We start from the raw sequence: 23,604 nt of genomic DNA on the forward strand, positions 1-23,604 counted from the left end.
TTTACTTCTTGACGGCACCGAAGTGCGCAATGGCACGGCCGATGACGTTGAGGAGGAGGACGAGCAGGATGAGCGTGAGGGCCGCGCCCCACATCCGCTCGGCCGCGGTCGCGAGCGCGAAGTCGCCACGGTCCTGGTTGATCATCATCGGCAGCGTCGGGAAGTTGCCGTTGAACAGGTCGCGCTGGAAGTTCTTCGTGTACGGGGCGAGGATCAGCAGTGGCGCCGTCTCACCCATGACGCGGGCGATGCCGAGGAGCACCCCGGTGACGATGCCGGAGAACGCCGTGCGCAGCACGATCTTGACGACCGTGGCCCACTTGGGCACGCCGAGGGCGTACGCCGCCTCCCGCAGCTCGTTGGGCACGAGCTTGAGCATCTCCTCGGTGGACCGCACGATGACCGGGATCATGAGCAGCACGAGCGCGAGCGCCGCGGCGAACCCCGAGCGGCTGAAGCCGAAGGCGGTCACCCACACGGCGTAGATGAACAGCGCCGCGACGATGGACGGGACGCCGGAGAGGATGTCGACGGTGAAGCTGATCGCCTTGGCGAGGCGCCCGCGGCCGTACTCGACGAGGTAGACGGCGGTGAGGATGCCGATGGGCACGGCGATGAGGGCGGTGAAGCCGACCATCTGGAGGGTGCCCTCGATCGCGTGCCGCGCTCCGCCACCGAAGTCGTCGGAGTTGACGTTGCGCTGGTTGCCGGTCCACCACGTCGCCGTCGTGAGCATGTGGAAGCCCTTGGCGACGACCGTGCCGAGGATCCACACGAGCGGGACCATGGCGAGGAAGAAGGCGGCCCACATGACGACCTTGGCGACGACGTCCTTGACGGCGCGAGCCCGGTGGGGGTTGCTCATCTCCGACAGGGCGTCGCGGCCCGAACGGCCGCCGGGGGGCGTCGACGTCTCCCCGGGGACGACCTGGTCGTCGGGGACGCGGCGGTCGGTGGCGGTGCTCATTCGGTGAAGGCCTTCCTGCGCTCGATGACCACGCGGGCGATGCTGTTGACGACGAAGGTCAGCACGAAGAGGACGAGCCCGGCGGCGATGTAGGCACCGGTTTTGTTCGGGTTGCTGAACTCAGAGGCGTTGTTCGCGATCTTCGACGCGAAGGTCTCGCCGCCGTTGAAGAGCGACCACGACCACGGGTTGCCGTCGGCGAGGGCCGACACGAGGAACGTGACGGCGATCGTCTCGCCGAGGGCCCGGCCCAGGGCCAGCATCGAGGCGGAGATGACACCGGGTCGGCCGAAGGGCAGCACAGCCGTGCGGATCATCTCCCACTGGGTCGCGCCCAGCGCGAGAGCGCCCTCCTTGTGGGCCGTGGGCGTCTGGTCGAAGACCTCGCGCGAGAGCGCCGTGACGATGGGCAGGACCATGATCGCGAGGACGACGCCGATGAAGCAGATCGTCCCGCCGCTGATGCCGGTCGGCGCGAAGAGCGGGAACCAGCCGAGCTTGTCCTGGATGAACGACTGCACCGGCTTGAACACGGGTGCGAAGGCGATGAGACCCCAGAGGCCGTAGACGATCGAGGGCACGGCGGCCAACAGGTCGACGAGGCCCGCCGCGGGCCGACGCATCCACGACGGCGCGTACTGCGTCAGGAAGAGCGCCACCGCGACGCCGACCGGGACCGAGAGGGCCATGGCGATCGTCGAGGCGGTCACCGTCGTCCAGAGGAACTCGAGGATGCCGAAGGCGGGCTGCTCACCACCCGGCGCCCAGACGCGGCTCGTGAAGAAGTTCGCCGAGTTGTCCATCAGCGCCGGCACGGCCTGGACGATGAGGAAGATCGCGATGAGTGACACGAGCACGATGACGAGGACGCCGGAGACGGTGGCGGCTCCGCCGAAGAGCCGGTCGCCGACGCGACCCGTGGAGGCCTGGTCCGCCTGCAGGGGTCGGCGCCCGTCGGGCCCGGGAGTCTGGTCCGCGGCGGACACACCCGTCACTGTCGACACGTGGAGGCCTCTTCCTTCGGTTGCGGGGTACTGGCACAGGGGCGGGCGCCGAGTGTGGCGCCCACCCCTGCGTGGACGACCCTGCCGGATCGCTCCAGCCGGGTCAGGCGGTTCAGGAGATCGCGTCGACCGCGGCCTGGACCTTGGTGGCGACCTCGGTCGGCAGCGGGGCGTAGCCCTTGGCCTCGAGGCCCTTCTGGACCTCGTCCGAGGCGAAGGTCTTGAGGAAGCTCTTGACCTTCTTGCCCGTCTCGGCGTCGGCGTACTTCGAGCAGACGATCTCGTAGGTGACGAGGACGATCGGGTAGGCCCCGGCCTCCTTGGTGGCGTAGTCGATCTTGAGCGCGAGGTTGTTGCCCATGCCCGTCTGCTTGGCCGTGGCGATCGTCTTGCCGGCCGACTCGGCGGTCAGCTCGACGGGACCGGAACCCGTGTCGATCTGGGCCATGGGGAGCTGGTTCTGCTGGGCGTAGGAGAGCTCGACGTAGGTGATGCCGCCGTCCTGGCCCTTCGTCGCGGTGGCGACGCCGGCCGACTTCTCCTTGCCCTCGCCCTTGCCGGTCCACTTCTTGCCGGTCTCGTAGGACCAGGCGTCGGGAGCGGCGGCCTTGAGGTACTTCGTGAAGTTCTCGGTCGTGCCCGACTCGTCGGAGCGGAAGAAGACCTTGATCGGCGTCGCGGGAAGCGTGACGCCCTTGTTGAGCGCGGCGATGGCCGGGTCGTTCCAGGTCGTGATCTTGCCGTCGAAGATCTTCGCGGCCACCTCGGCGTTGAGCACGAGCTTGTCGACGCCCTTGACGTTGTAGGCGATCGCGATGGGGCCGGTGACCATGGGCAGGTTCCAGGCCTCGGTGCCGCAGGACGCCTTGGCGTCGTCGGCCTCGATCTTGCCGTCCTTGGGCTCGGTCTTGAGCGCCGAGTCGGACCCGGCGAAGTCGACCTGCTTGGCGATGAACTGCTTGATGCCGGCACCGGAGCCGGTGGGCTGGTAGTCGATGTTGGCGTCGGGGCAGGCCGTCTGGTATGCCTTGATGGCCTCGTCGATGGCGTTCTTCTGGGCCGAGGATCCCTCGGCCTTGAGGTCGCCGCTGAAGCAGTCGCCGGCGGCGGTCGAGCCAGCAGCGGTCGAGCCGGCACCGGGGGTGGCGCCGTTGTTCTCGGACGCGCAGGCCGAGAGCGCAAGAGCGCCGGACAGGGCGATGGCGCCGAGAGCGCTGATACGCGAAACAGACACGAGTGTGATCCCTCTCGATGGGGTGTACCTGGTGGTCGTTCGGTCAGATCCGAGCGACGTTGTTGGACGTTGATCCACCGCGAACATAGGTGGGCCGGATGACGAGTCGTCCACGTGCGGTTAACGCAGGGTGAACGCCGGGCGACGTCTTGGGGTGGGGTGCCGGCTCGAGATGCGGGGCGGCCCGAGCCGACCGACGATGAAGGATTCGGCAGGCCCGAAACGGGCCGAGAGGGGTCCCCGAGGTCCGGCGCGCGTCAGGTGTCGATGCGCTCGACGTCGACGACGCGCGCGTCCTCTCCTCGCCCGACGAGGTGGCAGACGAGCACCTCGCCCTTGTGCATGGCCTCCTCCGCCGCGGCGTGCAGCAGCTCCGCGACGCCGACGCGCTCCAGGGAGTGCGCGACTCGGGCGTGGAGCAGGCCAAGGAGGGTCGGCAGGACGGGCCCGTGGCTGCAGAGCGCGGCCGGGTCACCGCGCTCGAGCAGACGCTGCACCTGGCCGACGGCCCCGACCTGGCTCTCCGCGAAGCCCTCCTCGGACAGCACGTCACGGGTGCGCAGGCGCAGTCCCCGCCCGGCGGCATACGGCTCGACGGTCGAGACGCAGCGCGCGGACGACGACGAGACGACACGGGTGACGCCGTAGGCCCCGAGCACGGCGGCGACGGTGTCCGCCTGGGCGCGCCCCACGGCGTCGAGCGGCCGTCGCCGGTCGTCGCCCTGCCACTTGCCCCGCGGTGTCGCCTTGGCGTGCCGGACGAACACGAGCGGCCACGTGCGCAGCTCGTCGGCACGCTCGGCGCGCACGAGGGCGAGCAGCTGCTCACGGTCGCGGGCGTAGTCGAGCCGGTCGTGTGCCGTGCGCACGTCGACCCAGGCGACCTCGTCGATCTCGTGCTCGAGCACGCCGGTGCCGCCGGTGACGCGGGCCGACCAGTAGTGCACCTGCTTCGTGGCCGGGCCTCCGGTCGGGTCGAGGACGGGGTACTCGGCCGAGGGCAGCGGGACCCCGAGGCGCACGACGAGTCCGGTCTCCTCGAGGGTCTCGCGGGCCGCGGCGACGCAGGGATGCTCGCCGGGGTCGAGCTTGCCCTTGGCCCAGGACCAGTCGTCGTACTTCGGACGATGCACGAGGGCGACCTCAAGACGTCCGTCGCGACGCCGCCAGGGCAGCGTGCCGGCGGCGGGGATCACTGAGGCCACGCGCGCCAGTCTGCCTGATGAGGCGCCGGTGGGCAGCCCGAGCGCCACAACCCGCCCGCAGGCGCGTCGGCCCAGCAGGTCTGCGAGGCGGCCGCCGCGCGGCGCGCCGGCGCGTGTCCGGCGCATCATGGATGGATGAGCGACGACGACGGGTTTCTGACATGGGTGAGGACCGAGCTGTACGACGCCGAGCTGGCCCTGCACCAGGGTGACCCCGCCCCTCGACGGGCGCTGTGGTCGCGCCGAGAGCCGGTGAGCGTGCTCGGTGCCTGGGGGAATGCACAGGGCCAGCATGAGCTCGACGAGCTGTTCGCATCGCTCGGCAGGTCGTTCTCCGACTGCACGTCGTACGCGTTCGAGCTCGTCGCACACGACGTCGCGGGCGACATGGCCTACACCGCAGGCTTCGAGCACACGTCGGCCTGCGTCGACGGGCAGCCGCGGACATACACCCTCCGAGCGASACAGGTGTACCGACTCGAGGACGGCCAGTGGCGCGTCGCCCATCGCCACGGTGACACCGTGACCGGCTGAGCGGCGCGCCGGTTCTGCACAGCCACGCGGGCTGACTCCCGAGCCGTCGAGCCGTCGAGCCGTCGAGTCAGTGGTGCTCAGCGGCGGCGGGCCTTGCGGCGGCGCTTGTCGTGGCGCTCGATGAGCCTCTCCTGGAGGTCGTCGAGCGGCTCGCCGGCCTCCGACAGGTGGTGGCGCACCCAGCGGCCGTCGGAGCCGAGGTCCCAGCGGGAGGTGGTCTCGGCGAAGGCGAGGTCGATGAGGTCGGCGAGCTCGACGACGTGACTCGGCTCGACGATGCGCACGAGCGCCTCGACGCGGCGGTCGAGGTTGCGGTGCATCATGTCGGCGCTGCCGATGTAGACCTGCGGGTCGCCCCCGTGGTCGAACCAGAAGACGCGCGAGTGCTCGAGGAAGCGGCCGAGGATGGAGCGCACCCGGATGTTCTCGGACAGGCCCGTGACGCCGGGACGCAGCGCGCAGATGCCGCGCACCCAGATGTCCACCCTGACCCCGGCGATGCTCGCCCGGTAGAGCGCGTCGATGAGTGCCTCGTCGACGATCGAGTTGGCCTTGATGACGATCCGGCCGTCCGGCGCGCCGTCGCGGCGCGACTGGTGCAGCTCGATCTCCTCGTCGACGAGGTCGATGAGGCCCGAGCGCACCGACCGCGGGGCGACGAGGAGTCGCTTGAACTTGCTCCGGGGCGCGAAGCCCGAGAGGAGGTTGAAGAGGCGCGACAGGTCCTCGCCGACCTGCGGGTCGGTGGTGAAGAGACCGAAGTCCTCGTAGACGCGGGCCGTCTTCGGGTTGTAGTTGCCGGTGCCGATGTGGCAGTAGCGCACGAGCCCCTCGGACTCCTGGCGCACGACGAGGCACAGCTTCGCGTGGGTCTTGAGGCCGACGACGCCGTAGACGACGTGGACACCGGCCTGCTCGAGCTGACGGGCCCACGAGATGTTGTTGACCTCGTCGAAGCGGGCCTTGATCTCGACGACGGCGAGGACCTGCTTGCCGGCCTCGGCGGCGTCGATGAGGGCGTCGATGATCGGGGAGTCACCTGAGGTGCGGTAGAGCGTCTGCTTGATCGCGAGGACCTTCGGGTCGTTCGCGGCCTGCTCGATGAAGGCCTGCACCGACGTCGAGAACGAGTTGTAGGGGTGCTGGACGAGCACGTCCTTCTGGCGCACGGCGGTGAGCAGGTCGATCGCCTTGGCGCTCTCGGTCGGCGCGAAGTCCGGGTGGGTGCGCGGGAAGAACTTCGGGAACTCGAGGTCGCTGCGGTCGACGTCGGCGATGGTGAAGAGGCCGCGCAGGTCGAGCGGCGTCGGCAGGCGATAGATCTCGCGGTCGCTGATCTGGAGCTCGCGGGCGAGCATGTCGAGGACCTTGGGGTCGATGTCGTCCTCGACCTCGAGCCGGATGGGCGGACCGAAGCGACGCCGGGTCAGCTCCTTCTCGAGGGCGGTGAGGAGGTTCTCGGCGTCGTCCTCCTCGACCTCGAGGTCCTCGTTGCGCGTGACGCGGAAGCTGAAGTGCTCCTGCACGAGCATCCCGGGGAAGAGCTGGTCGAGGTGGCTCGCGATGACGTCCTCGAGCGGCACGAAGCGCTTGCGCACCACGTCGGCGTCGAGGTCCTCCTCGACGAGGATGAAGCGCGGCAGGCTCGGCGGCACCTTGACGCGGGCGAAGTGCTCGCTGCCCGTCTTGGGGTTCTGGAGCAGCACGGCGAGGTTGAGCGACAGGCCGGAGATGTAGGGGAACGGGTGCGCCGGGTCGACGGCGAGCGGCGTGAGCACGGGGAAGACGCGCTCGGCGAAGAAGTAGTGGAGGGGCTCGCGGTCGTCCTCGTCGAGGTCGTCCCAGCGCACGACGGTGATGCCCTGCTCCTCGAGCGACGGCCGCACGTCGTGCTGGAAGACGCCGGCGTGCTGCTGCATCAGCTCGTGCGCGAGCCGGGCGATGCGCTCGATGAGCTCGCGCGGCTCGAGGCCGGCTGCGGTGCGCACGGCCAGCCCGGTGGCGATGCGGCGCTTGAGACCCGCGACGCGGACCATGAAGTACTCGTCGAGGTTGTTGGCGAAGATCGCGAGGAAGCGGGTGCGCTCGAGGAGCGGCACGGCGGGGTCCATGGCGAGCTGGAGCACCCGCTCGTTGAACTGCAGCCAGGACAGCTCGCGCTCGAGGTAGCGGTCTGCCGGCAGGTCGTCCTCGTCGTCGCCCTGCGTTCCGGCGCCGACGAACCGTCCGTTCGGGGCGCGGGCCGGGATGCGCCGGTTGGGGACGGTGCTCGTGAACGAGCTGACCTCGGCCGACTCGCTGGCCGACTCGCCGGCCGACTCGCCGGCCGACTCGGTCGCGCCCTCGGTGGGGGCCTCGTCCGGTCTCGCGTCGCGGGCGTCCGCCGAGGCGACGTCCTGCTCGTCCAGGTCGGTGGAGGTGAGGCTGCCGGTGCTCATGCGACCATCGTGGCACCGAAAGGCGACGTGGGGGTGAACTCGTCTCAGCCGACGGCGGGCGAGGAGACCCCACCCACCTGGTCCGCCGCGTCGCCCGCCTCGCCCTCCCGAGCGAACTGCCGGTGCACCTCGACGTCCTCGAAGCCGAGGGCGGCGTAGGTGCGCACGGCCGCGACGTTGTCCTCGTCGACGTAGAGCACGACGCGCGCCAGGCCGAGCGAGCGCAGGTGGTCCAGGCCCAGCACCGTGACCGCGCGCCCCAGCCCCTGGCCTTGCCGGTCGGGTGCGACGGCCACGACGTAGACCTCGCCGACGTCACCGTCCGGCGGGTCGACCTTGGTCCAGTGGGAGGCGGCGAGCACGTCGGGGTCGGCGGCCTCGACGACGAGGACGAGCCCGGCCGGGTCCCACCATGGCTCAGCCATCCGCTGGTCGAGGTCGGCCCGACGCAGCGAGCCCTGCTCCGGGTGGTGCGCGAACGCCGCCGCGTTGAGGGCCAGCCACGCGTCCTCGTCACGTCCGGGCTCGAAGGAGCGGACGGCATACCTCGGGTCGAGCGACGCGGCCGGCCAAGGGGTCCCGTCGCGGAGCGAGCGGCCCATGACGTGGAGCGATCGCACCGGCACGAGCCCGGTGGCGCGGGCGAACGCCGTGGCGGCGTCGGCCGCCGCTCCCGTCGCGTGGCTCCACAGGCGTATGCCGTCAGGCAGGCTCGCGAGCAGCGCCGTGCCCACGCCGGACCGGCGCGACCCCGGCGCCACGACGAGCTCGCCTGACGGTGGTCCCTCACCCGAGCGCGACTGGGCGTAGCCGACGAGCGTCCCGTCGGACCCGAGCGCGAGGAGGTGACCGACCCCGTCGTGCTCGCGGGCCCGCACGGACAGCCGGAACTGCTCCGACAGCGGCTCCGACCCGTCGGCGTCGGCAGCCTCCGCGGCCAGCGCGAGGACGGCGGCGGACTCGTCCGGGGTGAGCGGGTTCGTCGTGTCGCGCAGGGCGACGGTGGGGCGCGGCATACGGCGATTCCACCACAACGACCCGGCGGGGGACTCCCGCCCGTCGCCCGCTCCGGCTAGGGTCCGGTCAGGGCTCGGGGGCCCTGAATGCGGCTCACAACATCGTTACCCAGCAAGCCCCTCCGGCGACTCTCCGGGCACTAGCCTCCGTGGGTGCCGATGGGCACCCGATCCACACAGCTGATCAAGGGGAGACATATGTCCCGTACCACCCGACGCCTCGCAGGCGTCGCCGTCGCCGGGCTTTGTGCCGCAGCGGCACTGGCTGCACCCGCAGTGGCCGACAACGGCCAGCACAAGAGCGACCCACAAGGTCCGCTCATGGACTTGCAGATCCTGTCGTTCAACGACTTCCACGGAAACCTGGAGGCCCCCAGCGGCTCGAGCGGGCGCGTCGCAGTAGGCCACGCGCCCGACACGGCCGACGTGGACAAGGACAAGAACACGGCCGAGCCTGTCGACGTCAACGTCGATGCCGGCGGAGTGGAGTACCTCGCATCACACCTCGCCGAGGCGCGCAAGGGCCATCGCAATACCCTCACCGTCGCCGCCGGTGACATCGTCGGCGCATCGCCCCTGCTGTCCGCTGCCTTCCACGACGAGCCCACGGTCCTCGCCATGAACAAGCTCGGTCTCGACGTAACCTCGGTCGGCAACCACGAGTTCGATGAGGGCTACAAGGAGATCCAGAGGCTCGCGCACGGCGGTTGCATCGACGACGGCGATGGCGCCAACAACCAGAACTCCTGCCCGACGGGCTCCTTCCCCGGAGCGAGCTACGACATCCTCGCGGCGAACGTCATCGAGAAGTCCTCGGGCAACACCATCCTGCCGGCCTACTCGATCAAGAACGTCAATGGCGCGAAGATCGGCTTCATCGGCATGACCCTTAAGGACACGCCCAACATCGTCACCGCCTCCGGCGTGGCGGGGCTGGAGTTCACCGACGAGGTCAAGACAGCAAACGCCCTCGTGCCCGTGCTCCGCAAGCAGGGTGTCAAGGCCATCGTCGTGCTCATCCACCAGGGCGGCACCCCCAACTCGGAGCCCTGGACCAGCCCGGTGGACGGAAAGACCTACCAGGCCAATCCGACCTACGACTACACCTGCCAGGGCGGCGGGAGCCTCAAGAGTGACTCGGCGATCCTGCCCATCGCGGCCGGCCTCGACCCCGAGATCGACATGATCGTGTCGGGCCACACCCACCAGCCCTACGTGTGTGACGTCAAGGACCCTGCGCACAACGACCGGCTCGTGACCTCGGCGTCTTCGTTCGGGCGGCTCTTCACCGAGACCGACCTCCAGTTCGACCGACGCACGCAGGACATCGTGCGTAGCTCGGTCAAGGGCTCGAACATGATCGTCACGCGCGACACGAAGGACCCGGCCCAGACGGCTCTCATCCAGCAGTACAAGGAGCTCGTCCGTCCCATCGCGTCGAAGGTGATCGGACACATCACGCAAGACGTCCTCAAGGGCGGGGCCGGCATCAACGCCGGGGGTGAGTCGCAACTTGGCGACCTCATCGCCGACGCCCAGCTGGCCGACCCCTCGGTGATCACTGGCGGCGACAAGCCGGTCATCGCGTTCATGAATCCGGGTGGCATCCGCAGCGACCTGACCTACGCGACCTCGCCTTACGGCGAGGCGCCCGGCGATGTCACCTACGACGAGGCGTTCACGGTCCAGCCGTTCAACAACTACCTCGTGTCCATGACGTTGACCGGCGCTCAGATCAAGGAGATCCTCGGCCAGCAGTGGACCGGCAGCAACTCCGGCAGCGGCAAGAAGATCCTCCAGGTCTCGAAGGGCTTCTCCTACACCTATTCCGGGACGACCCTCGGTCCGGTGACGCTGAACAACAGCCCCCTCGTGGACGGCCAGTCCTACCGCATCGTGACGAACAACTTCCTGCAGGGCGGCGGCGACGGCTTCCCGAGCTTCACGAAGGGCACCAACGTCTACTACGGCGGGCTCGACATTGACGCGTTCGCCAACTACCTGACGTCGTTCAACCCCACCGGCTACACGCCGGGTCCGCTGACCCGGATCTCCGGCAGCTGATCAAGGACGAACCCGGCAGCACGACGGGGTATGCCGCCCGGCTCACCGAGCCGGGCGGCATACCTCTGCGTCGGTGGGGTCGCGAGTGCGTCAGGGAGCGTCGGCGGTCTCGGGCGCTTGGGCCTCGGCGCGGTCTGGCACGAGGCGGTAGCCGACGTTGCGGACCGTCCCGATGAGCGCCTCGTGGTCGGGCCCGAGCTTGGCGCGGAGGCGCCGCACGTGCACGTCGACGGTGCGGGTGCCGCCGTAGTAGTCGTAGCCCCAGACCTCCTGGAGCAGCTGGGCGCGGGTGAAGACACGTCCCGGGTGCTGCGCGAGGTACTTGATGAGCTCGAACTCCTTGTACGTCAGGTCGAGTGGGCTGCCGCGGAACTTCGCGGAGTAGGACGACTCGTCGATGACGAGCTCGCCCGAGGTGATGGGCAGGTCGAGGTCGGCGTCGTCGTCCTGACCCTTCGTCATGGCGAGGCGCAGGCGGGCGTCGACCTCGGCGGGCCCGGCGGTGTCGAGCAGCACGTCGTCGAGGCCCCACTCGGCCGTCAGACCAGCGAGGCCGCCCTCGGTGAGGACGGCCAGCAGGGGAGTGCCGATCCCCGTCGTGCGCAGCACCCGGCACAGGGAGCGTGCGCTCGCCAGCTCCCGTCGCGCATCGATGATGACGACGTCGCAGTCGGGCGAGTCGACGAGGGCGGTGGCCTCGGCGGGCAGGATGCGCACCGTGTGGCTCAGCAGCCCGAGGGCAGGCAGCACCTCGGCGCTGGGGGCCAGCGCGTTGGTGAGCAGCAGCAGTCGGGCCATCTCATGCAGGATAGGCGAGACTGGTCACCAGCGGATGAGACCGCACCAACGATGAGACGGAGTGAGATGGCGCCGAGTGGACCCGAGTCGCGCACGGTCGGGACGACCGGGCCGGCCCTCGCGACCGTCACCGTGCGCTACTGGGCCGCGGCCCGTGCGGCCGCCGGCGTCGACAGCGAGGCGCGCACCGGCGCGACGGTGGGCGAGGTCGTCGACGCGGCCGTCGCCGACCACCCCGACCTCGCCCGGGTGGCGCGCGTCGCGAGCTTCCTGCTCGACGGGCGCAAGGTCGGTCGCGAGGCGCGGGTGACCGACGGCGGCACCGTCGAGGTCCTGCCGCCCTTCGCCGGCGGGTGATGCACAATGGCCCCCGTGCCTGAGGACAACGCGGCCCTCCGCGAGCCCGGTCCCGACGCCTCCGACTCCTCGGTGGCCGCCGGGTCGCTCCGCCTCCCGCTGTCGCCCGCCGGCGCCGACCGCATCCGCTGGGTCAGCGTCGTCGCGACGCTCGTGGCCGCCGTGGCCCTCCTCGTCGCCCAGGGCACGGGGTATGCCGAGACGCTCGGTGTGACGCTCGCGCTCGCTCTCGCGGTGGCCTGGGGCTGGCCGCTCCTCACCGGGTCGTGGACCCCGACGGCGACGACCGTCGTGCTCGCCGTGGCCTCCGTCGCGATCGTGCTCAGCGCGCTGCGCCAGGACCTGCTCTGGGTCCCGGCCGCGGTCGCGTTCGGCATCCTGCTCGCCTTCTCCGGTCAGCTCGTCCGTCGGACGGGCCGTGAAGGGCTTGTCCTGACTCTGCTCTCGTCGTTCGGCGGCCTCGTCGTCGTCACGTCCGGCACCACGGCGGTCGTCGCCGCCAACAGCGACCGGGGCCAGGCGGTCGCGGTCGTGGCCATGGCGGCTGTCGGGGCGGCCGTCGTCACCGACCTGCTCGTCGGGGTGCGTGGCGCGACGCCGTTCCTCGGGTTCGTGGCGCTCGCGGCCGCGGTGCTGGCGGCCGTCGTCGCCTCACGCGGCTCCGAGGTCGGCTCGCTCGAGGCGCTGGGGATCGGCGCCGCCGTCGGCACCGTGTCGTGGTCGTTCCGCCGGGTGCTCGCGCTGCAACCGGCGATGCTGACGGTCCGGGGCCAGGTCGGCGCCGGTGCCGGGTCGGTGCTCGCCGTCGGCGCCGTCGTCCACCTCTTCTCCGTCCTCACCTGACTCCCCATCCCCAACCGTCGAGAGGCCACGTCAGCCCCTGCCAACCATCGAGAGGCCACGTCCGGCCGCGTCACGTGAATCGAGAGGCCGGAGCCCTCGGGTCAGTAGACGAGGGCCTGCGCACCCGGGGTCATGACCTCCTCGACGAAGACCGCCGCGCCCTTGATCACCGCACCGTCGACGAGCTGGTCCTGCGTCAGGTCGCGCCGGGCCGCGCACTGCGTGCAGACGGTGAGCCGGCCACCCTGGAGCACGGCGTCGCGCAGGTCGACGAGCGGGGCGGCATACGGCAGCTCGAACTCCTCGGCGCGTCCGGGGACGGCCATCCACGTGGACTCGCCCGTGAGCCACAGCGACACGTCGAGGCCGCTCGCGACGGCCGTCGCGGCGACGGTGAAGGCCTGCGAGAGGCGCTCGGGAGCCTCGGTGCCGGCGGTGACCTTGACGACGAGCGAGCGCGCGGGGGTGTCCATGGGATCAGGCTACGATCGGGCGCATGTTCAACCTCGACCAGGACATCCCGGAGCCGCTGCGACCCCTCGCCTGGCTCATCGGACGCTGGGAGGGCGCGGGCGTCGTCGGCTACCCGACGATCGAGTCCGCGCACTTCGGCCAGGAGGTCGAGGTGACGCACGACGGGCGTGGCTTCCTCAAGTGGGAGAGCCGGGCCTGGATCCTCGACTCCGAGAACGGAGCCAAGGTGCGCCCGGCGGCGGTCGAGTCCGGCTTCTGGCGTCCGCTCGAGAACGGTGAGGTCGAGCTGCTCCTCGCGCACCCCACCGGCATCCTCGAGCTGTACTACGGCAAGATCGAGCCGGCCAAGATCCAGCTCAAGACCGACGGCGTCCTGCGCGCCCCGGGAGCCAAGGAGTACAACGCCGCGACCCGCATGTACGGCCTCGTCGAGTCCAACCTCCTCTGGGTCATGGACATGGCCGCCGTGGGTCAGGAGCTCCAGAGCCACGTGTCAGCCACCCTCAAGCGCGTGGAATGAGGTGCACGCCGTGAGCGTTCCACCGGGCATGAGCGACCTGGAGCTGCCGACCCGCCCGACGACGAGGAGCCCGCTCCTGTCGCGCCCGGGTGCCGTGGCCGGCGAGGGTCTCGAGGCGGGGGTCGCCCTGCACCACGGTGACCCCATGCGCGAGCAGCGCCTCCTCGAGGAGGGCCTCGCGGTCGTCGATCTCTCGCACCGCGACGTCGTCACCGTCACCGGGCCCGACCGGCTCAGCTGGCTCCACTCGCTGACGACCCAGCACCTCCTCGGCCTCGAGCCGCGCCAGTCGCGCGAGGCCCTCATCCTCAGCCCCAAGGGCCACGTCGAGCACTCGCTGCACCTCGTCGACGACGGCACGACGACGTGGATCACGACCGAGCCCGGCGCCGGTCCGGCCCTCGTCGAGTGGCTCGACAAGATGCGCTTCATGCTGCGCGTCGAGGTCGCTCTCGTCACCGACGACTGGGCCGTGCTCGGTGAGCCGCATTCCAGCGAGTCCGTCGGCGGCGAGCCCCTCGCCTGGCGAGACCCGTGGCCCGACCTCGTCGGCGACACGACGGCATACGGCCCGGTCGACGGGCACCCCGGCACCGACCGCGCGTGGCGCGAGGTTCTCGTCCCGCGCGCCGATCTCGTTGCGGCCGTGGGAGATCGGCCGCTGGCCGGACTGTGGGCAGCCGAGGCGCTCCGCATCGCCGCCTGGCGTCCCCGGCTCGGCCTCGAGACCGACCACCGCACGATCGTCCACGAGCTCGACTGGCTGCGCACCGCGGTGCACCTGCAGAAGGGGTGCTACCGCGGCCAGGAGACCGTGGCCCGCGTGCACAACCTCGGGCGACCGCCGCGCCGCATCGTCTTCCTCCACCTCGACGGCTCGGGCCACGTCCTGCCGGCCCAGGGGAGCGAGGTCCGGGCTGGCGACCGCGTCGTCGGACGTGTCACCTCCGTCGGGCGCCACCACGTCGACGGGCCCATCGCCCTCGCCGTCATCAAGCGCAACACCGACCCCACCCTCGAGCTGCTCGTCGACGACCTGTCGGCCGCGCAGACGACGATCGTCGCCCCCTGACCGACGGCGCTCCGGGCGCTGGCAGGATGTGCGGCATGAGCACCGCACGCGCCGCCGCGAGCACCCTGATCACCGTCGCGCCCACGGGCGCCGAGACTGCCAAGTCGGACGTCGCCGCGCTGCCGACGACACCGGAGGAGCTCGTCGAGACCGCCGTCGCGTGCGAGCGTGCGGGCGCGGCCCTCATCCACATCCACGTGCGCGACCGCGAGCACCAGCCGACGCTCGAGCCGGCCTTCCTCAAGGAGGCCGTCGACGGCGTCCGTGAGGCCACCGACCTCATCGTCCAGCTCTCGACCGGCGGCTCCATCACCGACCCGCTCGAGAAGCGCCTCACCGTCCTCGACGCCGACCCCGACTCGTGCTCGCTCACGTGCGGCACGACGAACTTCGGCGACGGCGTCTTCCTCAACCCGTGGGGCTTCATGGTCGACCTCTACCGCCAGGCCCAGGAGCGCGAGGTCGTGCCGGAGTTCGAGCTCTTCGAGCTCGGCCACGTGCACGCGCTGCGCCGGCTCATCGACGAGTGCGGCCTGCCCTTCGGCGGCAAGGTCCACGTCGACTTCGTCACGGGCGTGCCGGGCTCGATGCCGGGCACGCCGCAGGCGCTGCTCGCGGGCGTCGCGATGCTCCCGCCCGAGGTGACGAGCTGGTCGGCCACCGGCATCGGGCGCGCGCACCTGCCGATCGTCGCGGCCGCGTTGTCGGCCGGCGGTCACCTCCGCGTCGGCATGGAGGACAACCTCATCTATGCCAAGGGTCGCCCGGTCGCGCACAACAGCGAGCTCGTGGCCCGGGCGGCCGAGATCGCCACGGTCATGCAGCGCCCCCCTATGTCGACCACCGAGGCCCGCGAGGCCCTGTCGATCAAGGACCGCCGCACCCGCTGACGCCGCGACGCGCGGGCTGCCTCGTTTCGCGCGCTCCTGATCCGAGCGCGCGACATGTCCCTTCAGCGCGCACTCCTTCCCGCGCCCKGTGCTCTGGTCTCGCGATTCTGGTCGGAGCGCGCGAAACGGTGTGGGACGTCTCACGCTGCCCAGAGTTTGCAATCTGCTTGCTGTAGTTAGCACAATGGAGACATGAGCAAGCTTCCGCTACCCGACCTCGGGGCCTACTTGCGCGAACAGCGCGAGAGTGCCCAGCTGTCGCTGCGGCAGCTTGCCGAGATGGCCGGCGTCTCCAACCCCTACCTGTCGCAGATCGAGCGCGGGCTCAAACGCCCGAGCGCCGAGATCCTGCAGCAGATCGCCAAGGGGCTGCAGGTCTCGGCCGAGTCGCTCTACGTCCGGGCCGGCATCCTCGACGAGCGGGTGGCCGACGACCCTGCCGCCGTGCCCGACGTCCTCTCCGCCATCGCGGTCGACCCGGTCCTGACCGACCGGCAGCGCGCGGTGCTCGTCGACATCTACCTGTCGTTCGTCGGCGATGACGAGACGCCCGAGACCACGCGTCCTACGCGACGCCCACCCAGCCCACCACCTACGCCGGCTGCAGCACCTCGCCGGCGCCCGTCGCGCAGCACGACCGCTGCCGCGACCCCCGAGCTCAACGAGAAGGAGAACTGAGATGGCACTCAGCAAGAAGATCACCAAGGCCGTCAAGGACGCCCAGAAGCAGGCCGAGGCCGCTGTCGCCGACGTGCGCGGCCAGCTCGTCCAGGTCGAGGGCCGGATGCCCGAGGTCCAGGTCGACCCGACGCCGTTCTACGCCGTCGTCGGCGCCGCGAACATCGCGATCGACACCGTCCGCACGGCGGGCGAGCAGCTCGAGGTCGCACGCAAGCAGGCCAAGTCCGTCGACCTGCGCAAGGGTGCCAAGAAGGAGGCCGACCAGATGCAGAAGGACCTCCAGAAGCGCATCATCGACCTCCAGGGCCGCACGACCGCGCTCCAGAAGCTCGCAACGACGTATGCCGAGCGCTTCGTCACGGGGGCCCAGGACCTCCCGGCGCGCGTCCTCAACGAGGGCCTCGTCATCGCGAGCAACGCCAAGGACCAGTACGACGCCGCCGCGGCTCGTGGCGAGAAGGTCGTCACCGACCTGCGCGCCCAGGGTGAGCGCACGGCCTTCGGCCTCGCCGAGCGCGGCACCGCCACGGTGACCCGGGGTCGCCGCGTCGCCGAGACCGCCGTGAGCGAGGGTGAGAAGGTCGCCAAGACCCTCAAGGGCGCCGTCGTCAAGGACGCCTCGAAGCTGGGCTCGCAGGTCTCGGCCTCGGTCGACGCCGTCGAGTCGGCCGCCGCGCCGGTCCCGGCCAAGCGCACCGCCGCGCACCAGACGGCGATCCGCAAGTCGGCGGCCCAGAAGTCCGCGGCGACGCGCAAGGCCAACGAGGTCGAGGCCACGACGACCCGCAAGGTCGCTGCCCGCAGCGCGGCCACGACCGACGACCCGCAGGCCACGGTGGCCCGCAAGGTCGCCCCGGCCAAGAAGGCGGCCAGGAAGACGGCCACCAAGACGGCCACCAAGACGGCTGCGGCGACCAAGAGCGCGACGAAGACCGCCGCCAAGAAGGCCACGCCGGCCAAGAAGACGGCCCAGAAGGCGTCGACCGCCACGAGCACGACGTCGACCACGGCTCCGAGCGCCTGACCGGCCGCGCCCCCAGCCGGGTCCCCCCGGCGGCACAGGCACGACAGGGCCGCCACCCCGCACCCGGGGTGGCGGCCCCGCTGCGTCGCTCCGGCATACTGCGGGGCGTGTCCCATCTCCTGGCCCCGTCCTCCACCCATGTCAGCGCGGCGCTCGCCGACGCCCCGGTCGTCGCGCACGTCGTGCGGGCCGGTTTCGTCGAGTCGGTGCACCACGGCACGGCCGTCGTCACGGCTCCCGACGGCACGGTCGAGCTCGAGGTCGGCGACGCGAGCGGTGCGGTCTTCCCGCGCAGCTCGAGCAAGCCCCTGCAGGCGCTCGCGATGGTCCGCAACGGGCTCGCGAACGACGGCCGCCTCCTGTCGCTCGCGTGCGCCAGCCACTCCGGCGAGGACTTCCACGTCGAGGCGGCCCGCGAGATCCTCGCCGGCGCAGGCCTCACCGAGGCCGACCTGCAGAACACCCCCGACTACCCCTACGACGAGTCCGCCCGCATCGGCTGGATCTCGAGCGGCCGCCCGCGACAGTCGATCGCGCAGAACTGCTCGGGCAAGCACGCCTCGATGCTCGCGACGTGCGTCGTCAACGGGTGGGACCTCGCGACCTACCGCGATCCCGAGCACCCGCTCCAGGTGGCCGTCACCGAGACGGTGCGTGAGCTGACCGGCGCCGAGCCGAGCGCCGTCGCCGTCGACGGGTGCGGCGCGCCGATCCATGCCGTCCCGCTCCGCGCCCTCGCGCTGTCGTTCGGCCGGCTCGCCGCGGCCACCGAGGGGCCGGAGGCCCGGATCGCAACGGCCATCCGGGACTTCCCGGAGTACCTCGGCGGCACGCACCGCGACGTCACCGCCCTGATCCGCGGCGTCGACGGCCTCATCGCCAAGGACGGCGCCGAGGCCGTCTACGCCGCGGGCCTGCCCGACGGCCGCGGCATCGCCGTCAAGGTCGCCGACGGCTCGTCGCGCGCCCGCAGCGTGCTGCTCGCCGCGGTGATGCGGCGCATCGGCGTCGGCAGCGACGACGTCCTCGCCGTGCTCGAGCACCAGCCGGTGCTCGGCCACGGCCAGCCCGTCGGGTCCGTCGTCGCCGTCGGCGTCTGAGCCGGATCGAGACGGGCCCGTGAGGTCGAGATGAGGGCGGTGCTCCAGCGCGTCACGAGCGCGCGGGTCGAGGTCGACGGCGAGGTCGTCGGCGCCATCGACCGCCCCGGCCTGCTGGCCCTCGTCGGTGTCACCCACGACGACGGGCCCGAGCAGGTAGAGCGGATGGCCCGCAAGATCGCCGAGCTGCGCATCCTGCGCGACGAGGCGAGCCTCACCGACGCCGGGGCGCCCGTCCTCGTCGTCAGCCAGTTCACGCTGCACGCAGACACCCGCAAGGGTCGCCGTCCCTCGTGGAGCGCGGCCGCACCGGGGACCGTGGCCGAGCCGCTCGTGGCCGACCTCGTGGCGGCGCTCCGGGGGAGGGGCATCGAGGTCGAGACGGGTCGTTTCGGCGCGATGATGCAGGTGTCGCTCGTCAACGACGGCCCGTTCACCCTCGTCGTCGACGCCTGACCGGCGCACCGCAGCACCCGACCTCGCGGGAGTCTGGGAATCCGCTGGGAGGGGTCGCGCGACCGTCGCCGGGTTACGCTTCCACCATGCAGCTGTACTCGGGGTTCCAGAACGTCGTCCTCCTCGTGCTGGGAGTCGTCGCGCTCGGGTGCGAGGTCTTCGCGTTCGTCGACGCCCTGCGCCACCCCGAGAAGGCCTACGTCGCCGCCGGCAAGCGCACGCGGACCTTCTGGCTCGTGCTGCTCGGGGCCGCGCTCGCGATCGGCTTCGTCACGCTCTTCAACCCGCTCAGCATCTTCGGTCTGCTCGCCTTCGTGGGTGCCGCCGTCTACCTCGCCGACGTGCGCCCCGCGCTGCGGCAGGTCAGGGGCATCGGGGGGCGCTCGAACACCGGGTGGTGACCCTCACGCGCCCGCTCGGGACACCGGGCCCTCCGCGTACGGCACACTGGTGCACTCACAACCGATAGGAGAACCATGTCCGACCAGCAGCCTGCTGCTGCCGTCGTCGACCACGAGCTCGACGCCCACCAGCACCAGAACGTCTCGTCGCCGCGTCACACCGCGGACGAGTACGACCTGGGCAACCGCAACCCGACCGAGGACATCTTCGTCGCCGAGCGGCCGTGGGGCGAGTTCCAGCAGTTCGTCTCCAACGAGCAGGTCACCGTCAAGATCATCACGGTGCAGCCCGGTCACCGGCTCTCCCTCCAGCGCCACGACCACCGCGGTGAGATGTGGCAGGTCCTCGACGTGCCGATCGACGTCACCGTGGGTGACCGGACGTGGAGCGCCAAGCCGGGCGAGACGGTCTGGGTCCCGCGCAACTCGATCCACCGCATGGGCAACTCCGGCGAGCACCCGGGCCGCCTCCTCGAGGTCGGCTTCGGCCACTTCGACGAGTCGGACATCGAGCGCCTCGAGGACGACTACGTCCGCTGAGGATGCACGCAGCACGACACACGGACGAACGTATGCCGCCGGGCCCGGCCCGGCGGCATGCCGCTGTCCGCGGACGGTCGGCAGCGACGGACGCCGCTGTCCGGCGGGCTCAGCCGGCGCGTGACCGGCTCGGGTCGAGCAGCAGCTCGGCCCACACGACCTTGCCGCCGGGCACGGGGCTGTAGCCCCACCGCTCGGACAGCGCCGCAACGATGTCGACGCCGCGTCCGCTGACGTCGTCGACGTCGGCGGCGCGTCGCTGGAGCGGGGTGAGGGCCGCGTCCTCGACACCGATCCGCAGGCCGCCCCGACGCCGGTCGACGATCGCTCGGAACGGGGAGGCCGCGTGCGTGAGGGCGTTGGTCGCGAGCTCCGAGACGATGAGCGCGGCGTCGGCCGTGAGGCTCTCGTGGCCCCAGGCCCGCAGCACGTCGACGACGAAGTGACGGGCCGCCGGCACCGACTCGGCCGTCGGCAGGTAGACGCGCGAGCACGCGTGGCCGGCCGCGAGCTGGGCGCCATCGGTCGAGGACGCGCCGCCGACGGGCATGAGGTCGGTGTGCAGGTCGCAGACCCGGCGCACGTCGACGAGCTCCGCGTGCTGGAAGACCCCGGTGGGGTAGGCGCACAGGAGCGAGAAGTCGTACTCGCGGAGCAGCTGGTTCCACAGCAGCTCGAGGTCGATGGCCACCTCGACCTGTCCGCGCTGCCAGAGCAGTGCGACCATCTCGCCGAAGGCGCGGATCGGCCGCCCCGCGACCGAGGCCTCGGTGACGACCTCGCCGACACGTCGCATGAAGTGGTCCGCGTCCAGGTGGCCGTCGACGACCAGCTCGGCCAGGGTCTCCTCGGCGTCGAGCGTGAGGTAGCGGCCGGCGGTCTCCCGCGCGGCGGGGTCGTGGCCCATCCCCACCAGGAGCGCCTCGACGGCGACGCGGTGCGGAGCGGTGGCGACGACGACGACGCAATCGTCCCGGTCCCACCCGTCCGCGACGAATCGCGCGACGGCGCCGAAACCCTCACTGTCGAGCGTGTAGAAACTCACTGCATGACCTCGCCCCCACGCGGTCATGCCGCCGTGCGACATGGTGCCGAGCGTACGCCGACGGCACGGCCGTCGGTGGCTGCGTTTCCTGTGAGTCCCCGGCGGGGCGCGGCGCCACGGCCAAACGGGCGCAAACCTCCCGAACCGCCTCAGCGGCCGAGCGGCGCCACCGCTGTCCAGTCCACGGTCAGCTCGCCGAGCCGCCAGCGCGAGGGGCCGTCGAGCAGCGGCCAGCGCTCGCGGACCTCCGTCGCGGCGGCGAGGAAGCGCTGACGTGCGCCCCACGACGACTGGGGCGCGCTACGGGCCCACGCCCGATCGAGGTCTGCGAGGAAGGCGTGGACGGGCTCGCCCGGCACGTTGCGGTGGATGAGCGACTTGGGCAGGCGCTCGGCGACGTCGGACGGGCGCCCGAGGCCGCCCATGCGCAGCGAGATCGTCAGGCTGACGGGACCGGCCTTGTCGACCGCGACCCAGGACGCGCGGCGGCCGATCTCGTCGCACGTGCCGTCGACGAGAAGGCCGTCCGGCGCGAGGCGTTCCTGGACGAGGGCCCAGGCGGCCGGCACCTCGTCCTCGGCGTACTGTCGCAGCACGTTGAAGGCGCGCACCACCGTGGGACGCTCGCCGTCGTCGAGCGGCACCTCGAAGCCGCCGAGTCGGAAGGTCAGGCCGTCCCGCTCGAGCGGCTTGCCGGCGGCCACCCGGGCCGGCTCGATCTCGATGCCGACGACCCTGACGTCGGCGCGCACCTGCCGCAGCCGGTCGTGCAGCTCGACCGCCGTGATGGGCGAGGCGCCGTAGCCGAGGTCGACGACGACCGGGGGTGTCGGGCTGCGCCGGAGGCGCCACGCCTGCGGTCCGGCGATCCACCGGTCGCACCGCCTCAGCCGGTTCGGGTTCGTCGTGCCACGGGTCACGGTGCCGACGGGGCGCTGGCGTGGGGGCACCTCCGCAGCCTAGCCAGCGCCGGTCGGAGGTGCTCCGGGGTCACCGGGGACCGTGGAATACATCGAATCGCGCGTGTGGTTGAGTCGAGGAAGAGCATGACGACGAACGACGCGCAGGACGAAGGGATGCCGATGGCGGCCGATCCGAGACGGGTGGCGATGATCAGCGTCCACACCTCGCCCCTCGAGCAGCCCGGTACGGGTGACGCCGGGGGCCTCAACGTCTACGTCGCCGAGACCGCGAAGGAGCTCGCCGCCCGCGGGATCGAGGTCGACATCTTCACCCGCCGCACCACCGGCGCGACGCCGATCGAGTCCGACCTCGTGCCGGGCGTGCGCGTGCGCCACGTGACCGCGGGCCCCTACGAGGGCCTCGCCAAGGAGGACCTGCCGGGCCAGCTCTGCGCCTTCTCCGCCGGCATCATGCAGGCCGGGCTCTCGGTCCCCGAGGACCACTACGACCTCGTCCACTCGCACTACTGGCTCTCGGGTCAGGTCGGCTGGCTCGCGGCCGACCGCTGGCGCGTCGCGCTCGTCCACACGATGCACACGATGGCGCGCGTCAAGAACCTCCACCTCGCCGAGGGCGACCCGCCGGAGCCCCGCGGGCGCGAGATCGGTGAGGTCCAGGTCGTCGAGGCGGCCGACCGCCTCATCGCCAACACCGAGGACGAGGCCCGCGAGCTCATCGAGCTGTATGCCGCCCCGCCGGCCAAGGTGTCCGTCGTCCCCCCGGGCGTCGACCTGACGACCTTCACCCCCGGGGACCGCAGCGAGGCCCGGCGCGCCCTGGGCCTGGCCGTCGAGGGTCAGCTGCTCCTGTTCGTGGGGCGCATCCAGCCGCTCAAGGCACCCGACGTTCTGCTCCGGGTCGCCGGCGAGCTGCTCCGCCGCGACCCGTCCCGCCGCGAGCGCCTCACGGTCGCCGTCCTCGGCGGCCCCAGCGGCAGCGGCCTCACCCGGCCCCACGAGCTCGAGGAGCTGGCCCGCTCGCTCGGCATCGACGACGTCGTCCGCTTCGTGTCACCGGTCGACCGCCAGGTGCTCGCGCAGTGGTATCGCGCCGCCGACCTCGTCCTCGTGCCGAGCCACTCCGAGTCCTTCGGTCTCGTCGCCATCGAGGCGCAGGCCTGTGGCACCCCCGTCGTCGCGGCGCACGTCGGCGGCCTCCCGACCGCCGTCGGAGACGCCGGCGTCCTCGTCGACGGTCACGCGACCCCCGACTGGACCGATGCCGTGGAGTCCCTGCTGCGCGACGACGACCGCCGTCTCGCGCTGGGCTCCGCGGCGGTCGCGCACGCGGCGCAGTTCGGCTGGGGAGCGACCACCGACCGGCTCCTCGAGGTCTACCGGCAGGCGATCCGTGAACGGGCCGACGGCGGCAACGAGTCGCCCATCGACGAGGGCCAGAGCCTCGTCGGCGTCCCGACGGCGGTGATCCCGTGAGCGCCGAGCCGCAGGAGACCACCCCGGCAGACGACTCACCGGGCACGGCCGCCGAGGCCCGCCTCACGGCATACCTCGACTCGGTCGGGCTCGAGTGGGAGCTCGGCGGGCGCCCGGGGGAGTACGTCGTCACCCTGCCCGGCGAGAAGAAGCTCAAGACCGTCGTGTCGGTGCTCGTGCGCGACCGGACGACGAGCGTCAGCGCCTTCGTCATCCGCAACCCGGACGAGAACCACGAGGCGTTCTACCGCACCCTCCTGCGCAAGAACCTCCGGTTGCAGGGCGTCGCCTACGCCGTCGACACCGACGGCGATGTCTACCTGCGCGGCGAGGTGCCGACGGTCGCGGTGGAGCCCGAGCACCTCGACCAGCTCTTCGGGATCGTCCTGTCGGCGAGCGACGACGTCTTCAACGAGCTCCTCGCGCTCGGCTTCCTCGGCTCGATGCGCAAGGAGTGGGCCTGGCGGGTCTCGCGCGGCGAGTCGACGCGCAACCTCGACGCCTTCCGTCACCTGCTGGACGACGGCTCGGACGCGTGATCGGCC

General features: G+C 71.4%; 25 protein-coding genes. 15 read left to right on the top strand and 10 right to left on the bottom strand.

The features are described from left to right. Position 1 precedes the first annotated feature (1 nt). The 4 genes from pstA to AB4Y83_RS19395 all read right to left on the bottom strand — a co-directional run bounded on the left by pstA (position 2) and on the right by AB4Y83_RS19395 (position 4,410). A complete protein-coding gene (gene pstA, locus AB4Y83_RS19380) occupies positions 2–967 on the bottom strand; it encodes a phosphate ABC transporter permease PstA (protein WP_442276301.1) in 966 nt (321 codons plus the stop codon). Further along, entirely contained in the window at positions 964–1,971 is a 1,008-nt protein-coding gene (pstC, locus tag AB4Y83_RS19385) for a phosphate ABC transporter permease subunit PstC (protein WP_442276300.1), read from the bottom strand. Before pstC ends, pstA begins: the two co-directional genes overlap by 4 nt. A gap of 112 nt (positions 1,972–2,083) precedes the next feature. Next, positions 2,084–3,205 carry a phosphate ABC transporter substrate-binding protein PstS gene (gene pstS / locus AB4Y83_RS19390; protein ID WP_442276299.1) on the bottom strand — a complete coding sequence of 374 codons (1,122 nt, stop codon included), beginning with the start codon at positions 3,203–3,205 and terminating at the stop codon, positions 2,084–2,086. A 257-nt stretch (positions 3,206–3,462) separates the two neighbouring features. Beyond that, the gene (locus AB4Y83_RS19395) at positions 3,463–4,410 is read right to left on the bottom strand and encodes an NUDIX hydrolase (protein WP_442297859.1); all 948 of its coding nucleotides are present in this window, start codon (positions 4,408–4,410) and stop codon (positions 3,463–3,465) included. Between the two features lie 135 nt (positions 4,411–4,545). Between AB4Y83_RS19395 and AB4Y83_RS19400 the strand changes: the two genes are divergently transcribed. Further along, positions 4,546–4,944 (top strand): nuclear transport factor 2 family protein, encoded by a 399-nt coding sequence (locus tag AB4Y83_RS19400; protein ID WP_442297860.1) that lies wholly within the window; start codon positions 4,546–4,548, stop codon positions 4,942–4,944. A 77-nt stretch (positions 4,945–5,021) separates the two neighbouring features. Here the strand turns inward: AB4Y83_RS19400 and AB4Y83_RS19405 are convergent, their stop codons facing one another. Further along, complete coding sequence (locus AB4Y83_RS19405; RefSeq protein ID WP_442276296.1) at positions 5,022–7,382, bottom strand: RNA degradosome polyphosphate kinase; 2,361 nt, start codon at positions 7,380–7,382, stop codon at positions 5,022–5,024. A gap of 44 nt (positions 7,383–7,426) precedes the next feature. Beyond that, entirely contained in the window at positions 7,427–8,398 is a 972-nt protein-coding gene (mshD, locus tag AB4Y83_RS19410; RefSeq protein ID WP_442297861.1) for a mycothiol synthase, read from the bottom strand. Between the two features lie 321 nt (positions 8,399–8,719). Between mshD and AB4Y83_RS19415 the strand changes: the two genes are divergently transcribed. Beyond that, on the top strand, positions 8,720–10,462 hold the full coding sequence (locus AB4Y83_RS19415) for a bifunctional metallophosphatase/5'-nucleotidase (protein ID WP_442297862.1): 1,743 nt from the start codon (positions 8,720–8,722) through the stop codon (positions 10,460–10,462). 90 nt (positions 10,463–10,552) lie between these two features. Here AB4Y83_RS19415 and AB4Y83_RS19420 read toward each other — a convergent pair whose 3' ends face one another. Continuing rightward, complete coding sequence (locus tag AB4Y83_RS19420) at positions 10,553–11,260, bottom strand: response regulator transcription factor (protein ID WP_442297863.1); 708 nt, start codon at positions 11,258–11,260, stop codon at positions 10,553–10,555. Between the two features lie 66 nt (positions 11,261–11,326). Here AB4Y83_RS19420 and AB4Y83_RS19425 point away from each other — a divergent pair, with 66 nt between their 5' ends. Together AB4Y83_RS19425 and AB4Y83_RS19430 are read left to right on the top strand one after the other, a co-directional pair. Next, positions 11,327–11,617, top strand: a complete 291-nt coding sequence (locus AB4Y83_RS19425; RefSeq protein ID WP_442276292.1) for a MoaD/ThiS family protein — start codon at positions 11,327–11,329, stop codon at positions 11,615–11,617. 6 nt (positions 11,618–11,623) lie between these two features. After that, on the top strand, positions 11,624–12,460 hold the full coding sequence (locus AB4Y83_RS19430) for a hypothetical protein (protein WP_442276291.1): 837 nt from the start codon (positions 11,624–11,626) through the stop codon (positions 12,458–12,460). A 101-nt stretch (positions 12,461–12,561) separates the two neighbouring features. Here AB4Y83_RS19430 and AB4Y83_RS19435 read toward each other — a convergent pair whose 3' ends face one another. Further along, a complete protein-coding gene (locus AB4Y83_RS19435; RefSeq protein ID WP_442276290.1) occupies positions 12,562–12,933 on the bottom strand; it encodes a DsrE family protein in 372 nt (123 codons plus the stop codon). Positions 12,934–12,956: 23 nt separating this feature from the next. Between AB4Y83_RS19435 and AB4Y83_RS19440 the strand changes: the two genes are divergently transcribed. The 9 genes from AB4Y83_RS19440 (at position 12,957) to AB4Y83_RS19480 (ending at position 19,618) form a co-directional block, all read left to right on the top strand. Continuing rightward, the gene (locus AB4Y83_RS19440; RefSeq protein WP_030199640.1) at positions 12,957–13,454 is read left to right on the top strand and encodes an FABP family protein; all 498 of its coding nucleotides are present in this window, start codon (positions 12,957–12,959) and stop codon (positions 13,452–13,454) included. 28 nt (positions 13,455–13,482) lie between these two features. Next, positions 13,483–14,526 (top strand): CAF17-like 4Fe-4S cluster assembly/insertion protein YgfZ, encoded by a 1,044-nt coding sequence (gene ygfZ / locus AB4Y83_RS19445; RefSeq protein WP_442276392.1) that lies wholly within the window; start codon positions 13,483–13,485, stop codon positions 14,524–14,526. 35 nt (positions 14,527–14,561) lie between these two features. After that, entirely contained in the window at positions 14,562–15,416 is an 855-nt protein-coding gene (locus AB4Y83_RS19450) for a 3-keto-5-aminohexanoate cleavage protein (protein ID WP_442276289.1), read from the top strand. A 192-nt stretch (positions 15,417–15,608) separates the two neighbouring features. After that, complete coding sequence (locus AB4Y83_RS19455; protein ID WP_442297864.1) at positions 15,609–16,094, top strand: helix-turn-helix domain-containing protein; 486 nt, start codon at positions 15,609–15,611, stop codon at positions 16,092–16,094. A 1-nt stretch (position 16,095) separates the two neighbouring features. Beyond that, on the top strand, positions 16,096–17,121 hold the full coding sequence (locus tag AB4Y83_RS19460) for a hypothetical protein (protein WP_442297865.1): 1,026 nt from the start codon (positions 16,096–16,098) through the stop codon (positions 17,119–17,121). 107 nt (positions 17,122–17,228) lie between these two features. Then, positions 17,229–18,221 carry an asparaginase gene (locus tag AB4Y83_RS19465; RefSeq protein WP_442297866.1) on the top strand — a complete coding sequence of 331 codons (993 nt, stop codon included), beginning with the start codon at positions 17,229–17,231 and terminating at the stop codon, positions 18,219–18,221. A 30-nt stretch (positions 18,222–18,251) separates the two neighbouring features. Then, positions 18,252–18,677, top strand: coding sequence for a D-aminoacyl-tRNA deacylase (dtd, locus tag AB4Y83_RS19470; protein WP_442276285.1), 426 nt, complete (start codon positions 18,252–18,254; stop codon positions 18,675–18,677). 86 nt (positions 18,678–18,763) lie between these two features. Then, a complete protein-coding gene (locus tag AB4Y83_RS19475; RefSeq protein WP_442276284.1) occupies positions 18,764–19,078 on the top strand; it encodes a DUF2516 family protein in 315 nt (104 codons plus the stop codon). Between the two features lie 75 nt (positions 19,079–19,153). After that, complete coding sequence (locus AB4Y83_RS19480) at positions 19,154–19,618, top strand: phosphomannose isomerase type II C-terminal cupin domain (protein WP_082619379.1); 465 nt, start codon at positions 19,154–19,156, stop codon at positions 19,616–19,618. 109 nt (positions 19,619–19,727) lie between these two features. On the opposite strand, the gene AB4Y83_RS19485 is transcribed toward AB4Y83_RS19480, so the two are convergent. Both AB4Y83_RS19485 and AB4Y83_RS19490 read right to left on the bottom strand, forming a co-directional pair. Further along, positions 19,728–20,663 (bottom strand): MEDS domain-containing protein, encoded by a 936-nt coding sequence (locus AB4Y83_RS19485; RefSeq protein ID WP_442276283.1) that lies wholly within the window; start codon positions 20,661–20,663, stop codon positions 19,728–19,730. 149 nt (positions 20,664–20,812) lie between these two features. Continuing rightward, the gene (locus AB4Y83_RS19490) at positions 20,813–21,613 is read right to left on the bottom strand and encodes a class I SAM-dependent methyltransferase (protein ID WP_442297867.1); all 801 of its coding nucleotides are present in this window, start codon (positions 21,611–21,613) and stop codon (positions 20,813–20,815) included. Between the two features lie 96 nt (positions 21,614–21,709). Between AB4Y83_RS19490 and mshA the strand changes: the two genes are divergently transcribed. Continuing rightward, the gene (gene mshA, locus AB4Y83_RS19495; RefSeq protein WP_442297868.1) at positions 21,710–23,059 is read left to right on the top strand and encodes a D-inositol-3-phosphate glycosyltransferase; all 1,350 of its coding nucleotides are present in this window, start codon (positions 21,710–21,712) and stop codon (positions 23,057–23,059) included. Then, the gene (locus tag AB4Y83_RS19500; RefSeq protein ID WP_442276280.1) at positions 23,056–23,598 is read left to right on the top strand and encodes a YbjN domain-containing protein; all 543 of its coding nucleotides are present in this window, start codon (positions 23,056–23,058) and stop codon (positions 23,596–23,598) included. Before mshA ends, AB4Y83_RS19500 begins: the two co-directional genes overlap by 4 nt. Positions 23,599–23,604: the final 6 nt, after the last annotated feature.

It is taken from the genome of Terrabacter sp. RAF57 (genome assembly GCF_052113925.1).
Classification (GTDB): domain Bacteria; phylum Actinomycetota; class Actinomycetes; order Actinomycetales; family Dermatophilaceae; genus Terrabacter.